The organism is Acetobacteraceae bacterium (assembly GCA_004843165.1).
GTDB lineage: Bacteria > Pseudomonadota > Alphaproteobacteria > Acetobacterales > Acetobacteraceae.
The window spans coordinates 1775404-1789584 of sequence record CP039459.1 but is presented as its reverse complement, the minus strand read 5'-3'; the positions used below and the strand labels follow the sequence as shown (position 1 = coordinate 1789584).

General features: G+C 43.2%; 15 protein-coding genes. 5 read left to right on the top strand and 10 right to left on the bottom strand.

Going from position 1 to position 14181, the window contains the following annotated elements; all coding sequences use genetic code 11:
* The first annotated feature begins 2 nt into the window (after positions 1-2).
* Positions 3-878, top strand: coding sequence for an endonuclease/exonuclease/phosphatase family protein (locus tag FAI41_08580; GenBank protein ID QCE33626.1), 876 nt, complete (start codon positions 3-5; stop codon positions 876-878).
* On the opposite strand, the gene FAI41_08575 is transcribed toward FAI41_08580, so the two are convergent.
* Both FAI41_08575 and rpsD read right to left on the bottom strand, forming a co-directional pair.
* The gene (locus FAI41_08575; protein QCE33625.1) at positions 875-2437 is read right to left on the bottom strand and encodes a peptide chain release factor 3; all 1563 of its coding nucleotides are present in this window, start codon (positions 2435-2437) and stop codon (positions 875-877) included. The two genes, FAI41_08580 and FAI41_08575, sit on opposite strands and share 4 nt — an antisense overlap.
* Positions 2438-2536: 99 nt before the next feature.
* Entirely contained in the window at positions 2537-3154 is a 618-nt protein-coding gene (gene rpsD, locus FAI41_08570; GenBank protein QCE33624.1) for a 30S ribosomal protein S4, read from the bottom strand.
* A 279-nt stretch (positions 3155-3433) separates the two neighbouring features.
* Between rpsD and FAI41_08565 the strand changes: the two genes are divergently transcribed.
* The gene (locus FAI41_08565; GenBank protein QCE33623.1) at positions 3434-4624 is read left to right on the top strand and encodes an MFS transporter; all 1191 of its coding nucleotides are present in this window, start codon (positions 3434-3436) and stop codon (positions 4622-4624) included.
* Positions 4625-4686: 62 nt separating this feature from the next.
* Here the strand turns inward: FAI41_08565 and FAI41_08560 are convergent, their stop codons facing one another.
* Positions 4687-6060, bottom strand: coding sequence for an MATE family efflux transporter (locus tag FAI41_08560; protein QCE33838.1), 1374 nt, complete (start codon positions 6058-6060; stop codon positions 4687-4689).
* Between the two features lie 161 nt (positions 6061-6221).
* On the opposite strand from FAI41_08560, the gene FAI41_08555 reads away from it, so the two are divergent.
* Both FAI41_08555 and FAI41_08550 read left to right on the top strand, forming a co-directional pair.
* Positions 6222-7595: a cysteine--tRNA ligase gene (locus FAI41_08555; GenBank protein QCE33622.1), complete on the top strand. Its 1374-nt coding sequence runs from the start codon at positions 6222-6224 to the stop codon at positions 7593-7595.
* On the top strand, positions 7592-8377 hold the full coding sequence (locus FAI41_08550; protein ID QCE33621.1) for an RNA methyltransferase: 786 nt from the start codon (positions 7592-7594) through the stop codon (positions 8375-8377). Before FAI41_08555 ends, FAI41_08550 begins: the two co-directional genes overlap by 4 nt.
* 28 nt (positions 8378-8405) lie before the next feature.
* Here the strand turns inward: FAI41_08550 and FAI41_08545 are convergent, their stop codons facing one another.
* The 6 genes from FAI41_08545 to FAI41_08520 all read right to left on the bottom strand — a co-directional run bounded on the left by FAI41_08545 (position 8406) and on the right by FAI41_08520 (position 12636).
* Positions 8406-8705 (bottom strand): antibiotic biosynthesis monooxygenase, encoded by a 300-nt coding sequence (locus tag FAI41_08545; GenBank protein ID QCE33620.1) that lies wholly within the window; start codon positions 8703-8705, stop codon positions 8406-8408.
* A 15-nt stretch (positions 8706-8720) separates the two neighbouring features.
* Positions 8721-9086: an antibiotic biosynthesis monooxygenase gene (locus FAI41_08540; protein ID QCE33837.1), complete on the bottom strand. Its 366-nt coding sequence runs from the start codon at positions 9084-9086 to the stop codon at positions 8721-8723.
* A 118-nt stretch (positions 9087-9204) separates the two neighbouring features.
* On the bottom strand, positions 9205-9573 hold the full coding sequence (locus FAI41_08535; protein QCE33836.1) for an antibiotic biosynthesis monooxygenase: 369 nt from the start codon (positions 9571-9573) through the stop codon (positions 9205-9207).
* Positions 9574-9624: 51 nt separating this feature from the next.
* Positions 9625-10965: a glutamate--tRNA ligase gene (locus FAI41_08530; protein QCE33619.1), complete on the bottom strand. Its 1341-nt coding sequence runs from the start codon at positions 10963-10965 to the stop codon at positions 9625-9627.
* Positions 10962-11429 (bottom strand): hypothetical protein, encoded by a 468-nt coding sequence (locus tag FAI41_08525; protein QCE33618.1) that lies wholly within the window; start codon positions 11427-11429, stop codon positions 10962-10964. Before FAI41_08525 ends, FAI41_08530 begins: the two co-directional genes overlap by 4 nt.
* A gap of 55 nt (positions 11430-11484) precedes the next feature.
* Positions 11485-12636 carry a nicotinate phosphoribosyltransferase gene (locus FAI41_08520; GenBank protein QCE33835.1) on the bottom strand — a complete coding sequence of 384 codons (1152 nt, stop codon included), beginning with the start codon at positions 12634-12636 and terminating at the stop codon, positions 11485-11487.
* A 229-nt stretch (positions 12637-12865) separates the two neighbouring features.
* On the opposite strand from FAI41_08520, the gene FAI41_08515 reads away from it, so the two are divergent.
* Positions 12866-13297, top strand: coding sequence for a hypothetical protein (locus FAI41_08515; protein QCE33617.1), 432 nt, complete (start codon positions 12866-12868; stop codon positions 13295-13297).
* 12 nt (positions 13298-13309) lie between these two features.
* Here FAI41_08515 and FAI41_08510 read toward each other — a convergent pair whose 3' ends face one another.
* Positions 13310-14176: a DMT family transporter gene (locus FAI41_08510; protein QCE33616.1), complete on the bottom strand. Its 867-nt coding sequence runs from the start codon at positions 14174-14176 to the stop codon at positions 13310-13312.
* Positions 14177-14181: the final 5 nt, after the last annotated feature.

Sequence of the window (14181 nt, the reverse complement as noted above, 5' to 3'; positions counted from 1 at the left end):
TATTGAGACTATTTCTTCGTCTCCTCTTATTTTGTTTAAGCCTTTCTATTTTTACTGATTTTGCTTCTGCAGAATCAGTAAAAATAACCACATGGAATCTTAACTGGCTAATTCCTCAAGAAAATATCAAAAAATATCCTCTTCCTGAAAATATTCCAAAACGCACCCCACAAGACTGGGGAAAACTGAAATATTATGCGCAAAAGCTCTCTTCCGATATTCTTCTTTTGGAAGAAGTGGATGGCCTTGCCGCCGCAAGTAAAATTTTCCCAACTTCCGACTATGAGCTGTACGAAACAGAAGATAATATTCCTCAAAGGGAAGTTTTGGCTATCCGAAAAAAACGGGGGATTTCCGTTCAGCAAAATTCTGATCTAAAAAACCTAGCTGACAATCCAGATTCTCCTCACCCCCTGCGCTCAGGACTGGACGCCACCCTTACCTTTAAAAACCAAAAAAAAATCCATCTTTTAGGCGTTCATCTCAAGGCAGGGTGCTGGGAAAGAACGGAAAAAGAAAAACAACATTCCTGCCCTCTGCTCTATAAACAATTTAAAGACCTTAAAAACTGGATTTCATCACGGGAAAAAGAGGGGGAAAACTTTATCCTTTTAGGTGATTTCAATCGCAGGCTTTCTACCTCTGATTTTATCTTTAAAACCTTAAATAAGGGGAATCTTTCCCCTCTCATCCTCACAAGTGCAGGCTTAGCTAGTCCTTGTGAGGGGGGAGAATATTTCATTGACCACTTTATTTTAAATAAAAATGATCAGATTTTTCCAATAAATAACAGCTTAACGGTTCAAACCTTTGACCCGAAAGATGTACATTATACCCTTTCTGACCATTGTGCTGTTTCTCTGAAACTCAACCTTTAAGATTCTATCTGCAAACGCTTAATAGATAAAAATTCCAAATCCGGATATGCCGAAATTGTCCGCTCCATCATAAAAGCAGAGGAGGATAAAAAGACTGGGTCACCGTCAATATCTTCTGCAATCGAGGAGCGTTGCGTAGCAAAAAAAGCCTCTAACTTAGAATGTTCCCCACGTACCCAACGAACTTCTGAAAAATTCGTCCCTTCAAAAGTTACTTCGATCTTATACTCTGCTTCCAGACGAGCCTGCATCACATCTAACTGCAATGTACCAACAACACCAATTAAAGGCTGTGAGCCATCCATCGGTTTAAAAATCTGGCTAACCCCCTCCTCGCCAAGCTCTTTTAATCCCTGACGGAGTTTTTTTGCCTTCATCGCATCTGTTAAACGTACACGACGTAAAATTTCAGGAGCGAAAGAAGGAACGCCCGTAAAATGAAGATTTTCTCCCTCTGTCAGACTATCCCCAATGCGTAAATTCCCTCTATTGGGAATACCAACAACATCACCCGCATAGCCCTCTTCTGCAATTTGACGATCTTTTGCAAAGAAAAATTGAGGGGCATTCAAGGAAAACTGCTTTCCAGAACGAACATGGGTAAGCTTCATTCCCCGTTCCAAGCGACCGGAACAAATGCGTGCAAAAGCCATACGATCACGATGATTAGGGTCCATGTTCGCCTGAATGCGGAAAACCAAAGCCGTAAGATTTTCTTCTTCGGCTTTCACCTCACGCTCAATCGCATTTTGAGATTTTGGAAAAGGTGCTTTTTCCGCAAGTCCCGTGAGCAAATCCACGATACCAATATCTTTAATGGCAGAACCAAAGAAGACAGGAGAAAGAGAACCTTCTAAAAAGGCCTTTTCATCAAAACTGGGTAAAAGTTCACGGGCAACTTCAGCTTCTTCCAAAGCTGTTGCACGTCTTTCATCATCCTCAGGAATATCTTTTGAAAGACGCCATTCATTTGAGGCAATGTCATAAACACCGCAAAAAAGAGAACCTCGTCCGACAGGCCATGTAATCGGACACACGTCTAACGCCAAAGCTGAAGAAATCTCCTCTAAAAGATCAAAACAATCTTCTGATTCTCTATCCATTTTATTGATCAAAGTCAGAATAGGAATATCTCTTAAACGACAGATTTCAAAAAGTTTTCGCGTTCTTGCCTCAATCCCTTTTGCCGCATCAATCACCATGATAGCGCAATCAACAGCGGTTAAAGTACGGTAAGTATCCTCGGAGAAATCTTCATGGCCCGGCGTATCAAGCAAGTTAAAGACGTAATCATACCATGAAAAAGTCATCGCCGAAGTACCGACAGAGATCCCTCTTTGCTGTTCAATCGCCAACCAGTCAGAACGTGTACGGCGGCGCTCTCCTTTTGCACGAACATGACCCGCCATTTGAATAGCGCCTGCAGCATGTAAAATACGTTCTGTTAAAGTTGTTTTACCTGCATCTGGATGGGAAATAATTGCAAAAGTACGGCGCCGTCTCACTTCTTTTTCAATGGGAGAAATTTTTCCTGCTTCTTTCTGCAAGTCTGAAGACATAATTTATTTCCTGAGGATAACAGGGTTTTAAAAACTATATTTAAACGAAAAAGACCTGCCCATAATACGGCAGGCCTTTTCCAAAAAATAATCCGAAAATTAGCGGGAGTAGAACTCGACCACCAAGTTTGGTTCCATCTGTACTGGGTATGGAATATCGGAAAATTCAGGGATACGTGTAAATGTCCCTTTTAATTTTTCAAGATCGGCATCAAAATAATCTGGAACATCACGTTCTGGGCTCTGAATGGACTCAGCAATGATTGCAAGATTACGTGACTTCTCACGAATTTCGATGACATCCCCTTCACGCAAAAGATAGGAAGGAATGTTAACGCGCTTACCGTTCACTTGGACATGGCCGTGGTTAATAAGCTGACGTGCAGCAAAGGGTGTAATTGCCAATTTAAGACGGTAAACGGCAGCATCCAAACGGCGCTCCAACAAACCAACCAAATTTTCAGAAGTATCCCCACGACGGCGAGCAGATTCTTCGTAGTAACGACGGAATTGTTTCTCACCAATGTTACCGTAGTAACCTTTTAATTTCTGTTTTGCCATCAACTGAATGGAATAATCAGATGGCTTCTGACGACGGCGCTGGCCATGCTGACCTGGACCATATTCTCTACGGTTAACAGGAGATTTTGCACGTCCCCAGAGGTTTACACCTAAGCGACGGTTAATCTTATACTTACTTGCTATGCGTTTTGACATAAATGTCCCATATTTAAAATTATTTTGATGCAATGCATCTTTATTGAACCGGTAGTCTTTATCATCTTTTCAAGAATCTAAAATAAATGATAAAGCAGAAAATTCTGAATGATATTTTCAAAAACTTCATTTTCCCAGCGATACAGTAGGCGTTACCTTAGATAAGGGGCTTTTGTCAAGTTTCGATTTTCTTTGCCGAAGAACTCAGACATAATGTCTCGCATATTCCATTTCTTTCCGTATGATTTTCTGCCCTCCTGATTATGGATTTTCAAAAACATGGCACCAGAAGCCTATTTCTCTCCTAAACTTAAAGATGCAATCATTTGCCTTCTCCTTGGCACTTTTGTCATTGGAACAGGTGAATTTACCATTATGGGCTTACTTCCCCATTTTGCGACTTCCCTTAACGTTGACGTCCCTCAGGCAAGTAATGCGATTGGCGCCTATGCTCTAGGAGTCGTTGTGGGAGCTCCTCTTTTTTCCATTATTGCCAATGGAATGAACAAGCGTAATATTTTGCTGCTTCTTATGGCAATCTTTGTCATCGGCAATACGGCAACTGTTCTCTCTCCTACGCTTTTTCTCGTTGAAATTTCACGCTTTATTACGGGTCTGCCACATGGAGCTTTCTTTGGGACGGCAGCCTTAGCTGCAGCTTCTCTTGCGCCACCGGAAAGACGGGGACGAACCATCAGCCTTGTCCTCTCCGGCATTATGATTTCAACAGTTATTGGTGCCCCACTTTGCACTTATGCTTCAGATCAAATGAGCTGGCGCTTTATTTATGGCGGTATCGGTGCTTTGAGCCTTATCTGCTTTCTTTTAATGCTCTTTCTTTTTCCTTCCATTCCAAGTGAAGGAAAGGTCAATCTTAAAGACGGCATTACGGATATCTTTCATCCGCAAGTGCTCCTAACTCTTTTGACCGGTTGCATTGGTTTTGGCGGACTTTTTGGCGTTTATACTTTTTTAACAGACGGTCTTTCTCATACAACAGGCCTTCTCCCGTGGGAGGTAACAGCCTGCCAAATACTTTGGGGTATTGGCATGTTATGCGGCAATAATCTTGGTGGCGCTATCAGTGATCGCAATATTAACTATGCTGTTATTGGGGGGCTTATTCTCAGCCTTCCTCTCCTTTTGGGATATTCCTTTCTTTTGCCGCATGTTTACATGATTGTCCCAATTTGCTTCCTATTGCCTGTGACCATTAATATGCTCATACCTGCACTGCAAGCACGTCTCATGGATTTTGCCGGGAATGCGCAAATTTTAGCCGCCTCTCTTAACCATGCGGCTTTTAACCTTGCCAATGCTATTGGCTCCATCTTTGGTGCTTTTTTGATTAAAGCCCATTATGGTTTAGGCTCTCCCGGCTGGGGGGGCGCCGTTCTTTCTATTGGCGGTCTTCTTTTCTATGGTATAGCGCTCACTTTATTGGCTTTACATAAGAAAAAATCTGCATAGATTAGAACATCTTTAAACGAAAAAGGCAGCTTAAAAGCTGCCTTTTTTTATGAACTAGGCCTCTATGAAAGCATGCTCTCTTTTTCCTTTTCATATAAAAAGCGACGAACAACACGATAAAGCCGCCAACTAAACATGACGGAAGTAGCCGCCAAGGCAGCAGCCAAACCAATCCATAGTCCAACGACACCATAACCGGAATGAAAAGCCAATAGGCTCCCAAATCCCAAGCCAATGACGATATAAGTCATAACGCCGATCACCAAGGGGCCAAGTGTATCGCCGCATCCACGCAATGCACCACCTGTCACCGTTTGGATACCATCCACAATCTGGAAAATACCTGCCCACATCAATAAGGTTGTCGTGAGCTTTAAAGTTTCCGTATCTGGTACTTTTCCCATGAAAAACCATTTAGCCACGACATCCCCGAAAAAGATTAATCCCACCCCTGTAGAAAATGTCCAAATCAAAACGAGCAATAGCCCCGCAAAAATAGATTTTGCCATTTGCTTGGGGAAACCTGCGCCTTTCCAATAGGAAACCCGGATATTTACAGCCTGCCCAAACGCTAAACAAACCATAAAAAGGAGCGAAGACGTATTGAGAGCAACTTGGTGTGCGGCGAGACTTTGTGTTCCCAACTGCCCTGCGCGCAAGGTTGTGATCTGAAAAAGTAAAATTTCACAAGCGGCTGAAAACATAATCGGAATACCAAGACGGCTAACTTCAAAAAATGTTTTCATTTTTAGGGCGCCTAAAATCATTACCTGACGCAACGAAGGCAATAGGACCCCACAAAGGAAGAGTAAAACAGAAACCACAATCGCTGTAATAGAGGAAGCCCATGCAGACCCCATAAGTCCTAAAGCTGGAAATCCCCATTTCCCGTAGATCAAAGCATAATTAAATAAACCATTAATCAATGCCATGAGCGGAAGCACCCAAAGCAGAATTTTTTCAGCCCCCAATGCTGGGAAAGCAACACGACAAACGCCAATCAGTGCTAAATCCGGCAATAAAGACCATAAGAGAATATGGATATACTGGGTACTGCCAAAAACGACCTCAAGAGGCTCTCCCATCCACGCAAAAAGCGTACCTGCATAAAGTAAAATCAAAAAAGCAGGAATAAAAATCAAAAAGGCAAGCAATACGCCTGCCGTTACAATTTCTCTACCGTGATGCGCAGACTCTTTACCATGATCCTTCTCACCACGAGACTGTGCGAGCAAAATCCCCATACCGGCAAGAATACACTGGCATGTCACCATTGTTGACATAAAAAAATTATTTGCCAGTCCACCAACAGCAACAGGTACCACACCCAGCCCGCCCAAAAGAACGGTATCGGTCGTAGACATTGCCATTTCTGAAAGCTGAGATATTGCCAAAGGCAAAGTAATGGCCATCAAAACCATTAAATGCGATTTCATCCCAAACTGTGTGGATGGTTTTTCTAAAAAATTATTTTCTGTCTTCATGCCCACTGCCATAGAAAAATCTAATGACTTCTCTTTCATGATGTAATATTTTCGAACTTGTCTCTCTCTTTAATCTATTTCAAAATTTAACCAAAGCCAAAACCTATCCTCTTATGACAGAACAAAAAGACATAGAGCTTTATGACCGCTCTCACCACGGATTACGTAAATTTTCTCCGATAGATCCCCAAAATGTCCGGGTCTATTTTTGTGGCCCTACAGTCTACGACCAGGTGCATTTAGGCAATTTGCGGGCTATGTTTTGTGCGGATCTTTTGGTGCGCACCTTACGTGCCTATTACCCCAAAGTCACTTTTGTTCGAAATATTACCGATATTGATGATAAAATTATCCGTCGTGCAGCTGAAAATGGCGAAGAAATCTCACATTTAACCGAACGAATGACGGAGCTTTTTCATCAAAATACAAATGCTCTTGCGATTTTACCTCCAGATATTGAGCCAAAGGCAACAGCACATATTTCTGAAATGATCGCTATCATCAAGAAACTTGTTGAAAAAGGCCACGCTTATAAAGCCGATAATCAGATTTTTTTCAATGTCCAAACCTGTGATACCTACGGCGCACTTTCCGGCCGTACTTTGGAAAATGAACTTTCCGGCGCACGGATAGAAATCAGCGAAGCAAAGAAAAATCCGCAAGATTTTGTTCTCTGGAAGCCTTCCTCTGAAAACGAACCCGGCTGGGAGAATCCCTTTGGCCGTGGCCGCCCTGGCTGGCATATTGAATGTTCCGCAATGGCCCATAAATATCTTGGTGAAAGCTTTGATATTCATGGCGGTGGCAGTGATCTCCTCTTTCCGCATCATGAAAATGAACGTGCGCAGTCTCTTTGCTGTTTTGATAATTCAAATTTTGCCCAATATTGGGTGCATTCTGGGATGCTCACCATCAATGGCGAAAAAATGTCTAAATCTTTAGGCAATTTTTTCACGGTTCAAGATGCCCTAGAACGTGCCCCCGGTGAGGCTTTGCGTCTGTTATTCTTGATGACGCATTACCGTTCTCCTCTAGATTTTACATGGGAAAAATTAGCAGAGGCAAAAAAAACATTAGACCGTTTTTATCGTGTGCTCGGACTCTTCCCACAGAAGGCTGAAAATATCAAAGAAACAGATCCTGTTGCCGCAAATTTCTTACGACAAGATCTCAATACATCTCTGATTATTGCTGAACTTCACGCTTTGGCAGATAAAGTCCAAAAACAAGACGAGAACTCAGCTGAGGCCGCACAACAGCTTTATCACACAGGACAATTTGTTGGCCTCTTCCAAGTGACACCGGAAGAATGGTTTCAATCTGGCAATGAAGATGAAAAATCTCAGATTGAGGCGCTTATCGAAAAAAGAAATCAAGCAAAAAAAGCACGTGATTTTCAAACAGCCGATGCTATTCGGGACGATTTAGCCAAGGACGGCATTATCCTAGAAGATACCGCTAAAGGTACTGTCTGGCGCAAAGCATGACCGGACGGGGTGAGAAAGGCGCAAATTTAGCACCACTTTCAGAAAATGATCCTGTCATTATTCTCGTTCGACCACAAATGGCTGAGAATATTGGCACAACGGCACGTGCGATGGCCAATGGTGGACTTTTTCATCTTAGGCTGGTCTCACCACGGGATGGCTGGCCGCAAGTGAAAGCATGGAGTTCTTCTTCTGGCGCCTATCGCATTCTTGAAGCGGCGACAGTCTATGACAGCGTTCAGGCGGCAACGGCAGATTTACACCGTGTCTTTGCAACCTGTCCTCGCCCAAGAGAAGCCACCATTAACCTTATGGGGCCGCAAGCTGCTGGAAAGACATTGCGCCATCTGGCTGGGCAAGGGAAAAAAACAGGGATTTTATTTGGCTGTGAACGTGCAGGATTAGATCGTGATGAACTCACCTGTGCAGATACACTCGTCCGCTATCCGTTAAATCCTGATTTTATGTCCTTAAATTTAGCACAGGCTGTGCTGATTATGGCTTATGAATGGTGGAATGCAGGAAGTGAAAATTTAGCCCCTACCTTACAAGCCCCTCACTCTCCCCCTGCCAAAAAAGGTGAGATTGAGAATTTTCTGACAAGATTAGTGGAACGTCTTGATGATTCCCCATTCTTGAGGAATGAAAATAAACGGGATGGCATGATTCGGAATATTCGCCAGTATTTCCAACGTGGTTCCATTACAGAGCAAGAGTTGCGCACCCTTCACGGCGTTGTTGCAGCACTTGGAGAAGAGAAAGAAAAGCGCAGAAAAGCGTAATTTTACGTCGCCCTGCGCTCTCCGATTTTCAGTGTTCTAACGATTGTAAAAAGATCACTTTTGAAGCGCCGCCTTCAACTAAATCCTTAATGGTTTTATTGAATATTTTGCCATGTTTTGTCGCCATATGTGCCTGAAAAGCCCCCTCATCCTTATAAGTTTCCTCAATATGAAACTGAAGCGGATTTTCAGAGAGCTGATACGGCTCGAAACGTACACAGCCCGGTTCTGCACGGACGTTCACAGCAAGCTCGTTTAAAAGCCTTGCGATTTCCCCTTCCTTGCCCGGGAGGGCCGTTATCACAGCGTATAAGGATTTCTGAACCATAAAAATTACGCCTTATTATTTCTGGTTTGTTAAAAAGACAACTTCAGCTGCGCCATCTTTGACAATTGGTTTAATCGCCTCATTGAATTTTTTACCATATTCCTGAGAAACATGCGCTTGGAATGCTTTATCATTCTTATAGCTTTCCTCAACATGGAAAACTTTAGGATCGCTGGCGAGCGTATAAATTTCATAACGCACACAGCCTTTTTCAGCACGAACATTTTTTGCCATACCGTCTAAAAGTTTTGAAACTTCCGCCTCATGGCCTGGGAGCGCTGTAATAACGGCATAAAGGGATTTAGGGGCATCTTTCCCTTTATTTTCAGCCTTATGGGCTCTTTGTGCAGAGGTCTGTGTAACCTTTGCTTTTGCAGCCATCGCCGGTGCAACTTGGAAAAAGAAAGCAGCAGCCATCAAAGAATAAGCAATTTTACGCATGTTTATTTTATCCTTTTGAAATTTTAACACTATATGGAATCAATAGACTTCCATGCCTTTACATAACAGGGGTGACGAAAAATAATTCCGACTTACCCCCTTTTACGAGAGGCTTAATTGCCTCATTGAATTTTCGGCCATGTTCTGTCGCAATATGCGCCTGAAACGCCGCCTCATCGTAATAAGTTTCATCCACATGAAAAACATTCGGATCATCCACTAAGCGAAAGACCTGAAAGCTCACACATCCTTTTTCAGCCCGAATTTCCTTTGCCAAGGCGGAAAGGAGGCTTGCGACCTCATCGGCATGTCCCGGTAAAGCTGTGATCTCTGCATAAAGCGATTTAGAGGTTGGCACAGTGGTCAACTGTTCTTCTTTTTGCGCAAAAGGCCCGGCCTTTGCCACGATAGGAAAAGTGCCGACCATTGCGCTCACAAGAAAAGCTGAAAAACCTATTTTAACGATTTTACGCATTCGCTAAACACTTCCTTTTGCAGATTTTAAACGAGATAAAACCCTCTCCCGACCGATAAGCGGTAAAAGAAGACGCATTTCAGGCCCTGAATCCTCATCCGTCAAAGCTAGACGTAATGGATGAAACAAAGCTTTCCCTTTGTTCCCTGTCTTTTCTTTGATCGCATTTGTCCAAGCTTTCCATGTCTCTTCTGTCCATGGCGCCTCTGGTAGCAATTCAATCGCAGCATCAAAAAAAGATTCTTCGCCTGCTTGAGATTCAATAACGAGTTCTCCTTGGACAACATTCACCCAATGCGCAATTTCTGTGCCAAGTTCAATATTACCACGAATGGCATTCCAAAAAGCTTCTGAAGTCCCTTCTGGTAAAAGAGCTTTGGCTTCTGCATAAGGCTTCTCGTGCCAAGCTTTTCGGTTTAAGGCAATCAACTGCGACATTTCAAAGCGTGGAGAGGCCTTGGAAATGGTTGAAAGATCAAAATGTGCAATATTTTCCTGATTATTTCTCAAAACAGAATCCTGAGAGCTTCCAAGCGTTGCAAGAAAGGAAATAATCGCCTCCGGCAAGAAGCCATCCCGTCTCAAACCTGCAAGACTGGCATCTACACCACGGCGTTTTGAGAATTTCTTCCCTTCTCCGTCCAGCAAAAGCGGGAAATGCGCAAAAGTAAATTGATTTGGCTTTGCACCCAGCGCCTCCGCTAATTCAATCTGAACGCCTGTATTGCCCACATGGTCTTGTCCACGAATAATATGGGTAACGCCCAACTCCATATCGTCCACGATGGAAGCAAGAGAATAAAGCACTTCGCCATCTTCACGCACAACGATCGGATCGGAAACAGTTCTGAGCGGCACATGACACTGCCCCATAATCAGATCATCCCATTTGCAGACACGATCAGAAAGTTTGAAACGCCAATAGGGTTTTTTGCCGTTTTCTTCCGCTTTTTGACGCTGTTCTGCGGTAAGGGAAAGCATTGCCCGATCATAAACAGGCGGCAACCCTGCTTTGAGTTTTTGCTCCCGCTTATATTTAAGCTCTTCCTCCCCTTCAAAACACGGATAAAGGCGTCCAGACTCTTTTAAGCGTTCTATCGCCTGCTGATAACGATCTTTGCGGTCTGACTGACGTGCCTCTTCATCCCAATCAATACCCAGCCACTTTAAATCATGACGAATTGATTCTTCATATTCCGCTTTATTACGTTCAGCATCCGTGTCATCCACACGCAACAAAAGCGTTGCTTTATGATGACGTGCAAAAAGATAGTTTGCCACAGCAAGGCGAGCATTTCCCACATGTAAACGACCCGTAGGAGAAGGTGCAAAACGTAATTTCATAGTCCAACCATTATTTCATTATTATCTTCAAAATCATCTTCATCATGGTGATGATCACACCCATGATCGCACGCATGTTCATGCCCACAGGCACAATGTTGCGCATCTTCAGGCTGTGCTTCCGCACGGGGATCAAGTTCCCGCCAGTTGCATTCTTGACGTTGCGCCTTGACCTTTACCATTTGGGCGACTTCTTCTTCGGAATTCCAAACGATTTCATCACCTTTTTTTACTTCGACATCCTCTCCGAAAAGCTTCCAGCTTTCCAAAACATCATTGCCAAAAGCGCCTGGTACACGGCAACGCTCAATGCTATCGTATAAATAGGCTCTCGCAAAAGAGAATGCTTGTTTATCACTCTCGAATCCCCCGACAATTTCAGGATCATTTCCTGAACCTGATAAATCTTTTAGATAAACAAGTAGCGAAGATTTCTCAGTTTTTTGTTCTGAAGCCGAGGCCATTATCCCATTCCCTTTGCATTTTTCATCATCATTTTTAAATATTCTTCCTCTCTATTTACCTTAAAAGGAATTCTCTTCCAATTTTTACTTTTTTAACACCATCATATTTAACAATATCCGCTGTTGCATAAGTCTCAGACCATGTTGCCGGCAAGAAAGAACCTGTGCCAATCGCATCAAGAGGCGCTTTTGCATCCCGCATAACAATACATTTATCTGCATTAAATCCTGAGGAACCTAAAATTTTAACTTTTTGAAGATTAACCGCATCCAAGGCCTCTCTCATTTTCCAAATTGCTGCTGCCGAAACCCCTGTACCGACAAGATATTGCAATTCTCTTTCTGAGCGATAGCGGCGAATAACATCCGGTGTATGACGCTGAATGACAGCATAGGAAGATTGTGGGTCTAAACCTTCCAAGAAACGTCCGCCATGCGTATCTAAACGAACCCAACAACGTCCCTGCGCAACCAATTCTGGAAAATATTCCGCTACCTCAATAGCATCACTGATTTCTCTGCCAAAATAATCCACCAAAATAACCAAATTTTCATCTGGATAGGTTTTATGGAACATTTTTGCAGCTTCTAATGTTGATCCTGCATATCCAATCAGAGCATGCGGCATTGTACCGACCCCTTTTTTACATCCAAAAAAAGGTGCTGTGATATTATTAGCGCTGCCAATGAAGCCTTTGGCACCTGTTTTTTTTGCGGCCAATCCACCGACAGAGGCGGCATAAGCCATAATTTCCTGCATTTCATTACCGGCGCAATGGCGGGCATCCATCGCAAGAAAAGGCGTTTTTGGAAGTTCACTTGCAAGCTGGAAAGCATTATGTGCGGCAACACAGGCTGCGCCAATTTTTTGCAACAGCAATGTTTCCAAGGGTGCGAGAAAATGCATTGACCCTGTTAAATAAAAAATCGGATCACCGCCCCCTACCCATTCTCCCTCTGGAACCAAATCTTCTATTTCATAAGAAAATCCCTGCACTTCAGAGACATTTTGGAGCCATGTTAAGGCAAGACGGCAGGCCGAAAGACTAGGACGGCGCAAAAAGAAAGCGTAAGTGACTTGGGAATCCCCGTAACTGGCAACAATTTCAGAGGTTCGATTGAAATAACTATCCGTCCAAGCTGAAATTTCTTTCCTTGAAAGAGATTTATTTACAGATGGCGAATGCTGAATCGCCTTTTCACGAATCTTGTATTCACTCTCAGAAAGAGCTGCAATTGTGGGCATTTCTGTCACGGCTAAAGGGTCGCCTTTTTATTCAAAAAGTGAAAAATATTACCTAAAAAATAATTTTTATGTGAGCTATCTCTTCAAACATCTTCTTTTTTCGTTCATTTAAAGATGATTAAATATGTATTTTTCTAGAAGCTCAACTATATTCTTTTTTTATTTCATCGTCTCTTAAAGAAAATATTTCATGTTTCTTTCTCATCTTTTTCGTCCGCATCTTTTTTCCTTACTCGGCATGACCTTGTTCGGCAGTGCAAGTTTTTCTCTTCATCTTTTAGATCAGCCGGCGAAAGCGCAGGCTGTTGAATTTGGAAAGCCCTTTACCGATACAGATACTGAGCCTGCTGATACGCTTAAAAAAGGGAAAGACGGCGAACATGTCCATGCCTATGGTCACCATCCACCGCCAAGAGGGTATATTGCCGCACCTCTCCAAGAGGATTTTAAATATGGTCCAGATCCAGAGCACCATGTGGAACATGATACGCTAACAGGGACAAACTTGGATCATTTTGGGACGGATTATCAAAATAGCAGTCCCGTTGGACAAGGCAGTCTCGGCGATTCAACAGGAAATGGCTGGGTTGCACCAAGAACCAATGGCTGGGATAACGGCTAAAATTAGTCTGCCTCATTTCTTTTTTGAGGGCCATTCGCTAATAATGACAGCCATCACAATAAAGGCACCACCGACAAAGGCGGAAAATGGCAACCTATCTCCTGCCATTCGCCCAAAAATGGCGCCCCAGACAGGCTCCCCGGCATAGATCACAGCCGCACGGGAGGCGGCAATTGTTTTTTGCGCCCATGTCATGCCTAATTGAATGCCGACACTTGCAATCCCTAAAAAAAGAACAGGAAACAGCCATCCCCACGAAAAAGAAGGAAATGCCTCGCCCATAACAGGCATAGCGAGCAATCCCCCAAGGCCACAAGTAATCAACTGGATAATGGCAAAATTTACCATATGAACGCCATTGACAAATTTGCTAATCAAAACAATTTCAACCGCAATCGCAACGGCAGATAAAAGTGTTAAAATATCTCCCTTTCCCAAGGCAAAATGTAGACCTGAAGGCATTGAAAGAATAAGTAGCCCGGTGAAAGCCAGCGCTACCCCTAGCAAGGGGAAAATCCCAATATTTTTTCGAAAAACGAGCCATTGGAAGAGAGGAACAAGCGGCACATAAAGTGCTGTTAAAAAGGCAGATTGGCTCATCGTTATGGTTTCCAAGCCAACCGTCTGTAGCGCCTGCCCGAAAAAAGCCATCGCCCCTGTAATGGCACCAGCAATAAAATCCTTTTTCGTAATAGAAAAAAAAGAGCGAAAAAAGATACAGGAAGTTAAAATACCGCCCAGAAGGAAACGTGCAGCAACAAAAAACATTGCCCCGCAATGCAGCAATCCCATTTGCATAAAAAAATAAGAGCCGCCCCAAATCATTGTGATGAAAATAAGGGTAATTTCCTGCAAGGATAAAGCGCGTGCTTTTATCATAAAAA

Bases quoted from the DNA above. Each gene is read 5' to 3' on its own strand.
- FAI41_08575 (QCE33625.1), bottom strand. From the start codon at position 2,437: ATGTCTTCAGACTTGCAGAAAGAAGCAGGAAAAATTTCTCCCATTGAA.
- rpsD (QCE33624.1), bottom strand. From the start codon at position 3,154: ATGTCAAAACGCATAGCAAGTAAGTATAAGATTAACCGTCGCTTAGGT.
- FAI41_08565 (QCE33623.1), top strand. From the start codon at position 3,434: ATGGCACCAGAAGCCTATTTCTCTCCTAAACTTAAAGATGCAATCATT.
- FAI41_08560 (QCE33838.1), bottom strand. From the start codon at position 6,060: ATGAAATCGCATTTAATGGTTTTGATGGCCATTACTTTGCCTTTGGCA.
- FAI41_08555 (QCE33622.1), top strand. From the start codon at position 6,222: ATGACAGAACAAAAAGACATAGAGCTTTATGACCGCTCTCACCACGGA.
- FAI41_08550 (QCE33621.1), top strand. From the start codon at position 7,592: ATGACCGGACGGGGTGAGAAAGGCGCAAATTTAGCACCACTTTCAGAA.
- FAI41_08545 (QCE33620.1), bottom strand. From the start codon at position 8,705: ATGGTTCAGAAATCCTTATACGCTGTGATAACGGCCCTCCCGGGCAAG.
- FAI41_08540 (QCE33837.1), bottom strand. From the start codon at position 9,086: ATGGCTGCAAAAGCAAAGGTTACACAGACCTCTGCACAAAGAGCCCAT.
- FAI41_08535 (QCE33836.1), bottom strand. From the start codon at position 9,573: ATGGTCGGCACTTTTCCTATCGTGGCAAAGGCCGGGCCTTTTGCGCAA.
- FAI41_08530 (QCE33619.1), bottom strand. From the start codon at position 10,965: ATGAAATTACGTTTTGCACCTTCTCCTACGGGTCGTTTACATGTGGGA.
- FAI41_08525 (QCE33618.1), bottom strand. From the start codon at position 11,429: ATGGCCTCGGCTTCAGAACAAAAAACTGAGAAATCTTCGCTACTTGTT.
- FAI41_08515 (QCE33617.1), top strand. From the start codon at position 12,866: ATGTTTCTTTCTCATCTTTTTCGTCCGCATCTTTTTTCCTTACTCGGC.
- FAI41_08510 (QCE33616.1), bottom strand. From the start codon at position 14,176: ATGATAAAAGCACGCGCTTTATCCTTGCAGGAAATTACCCTTATTTTC.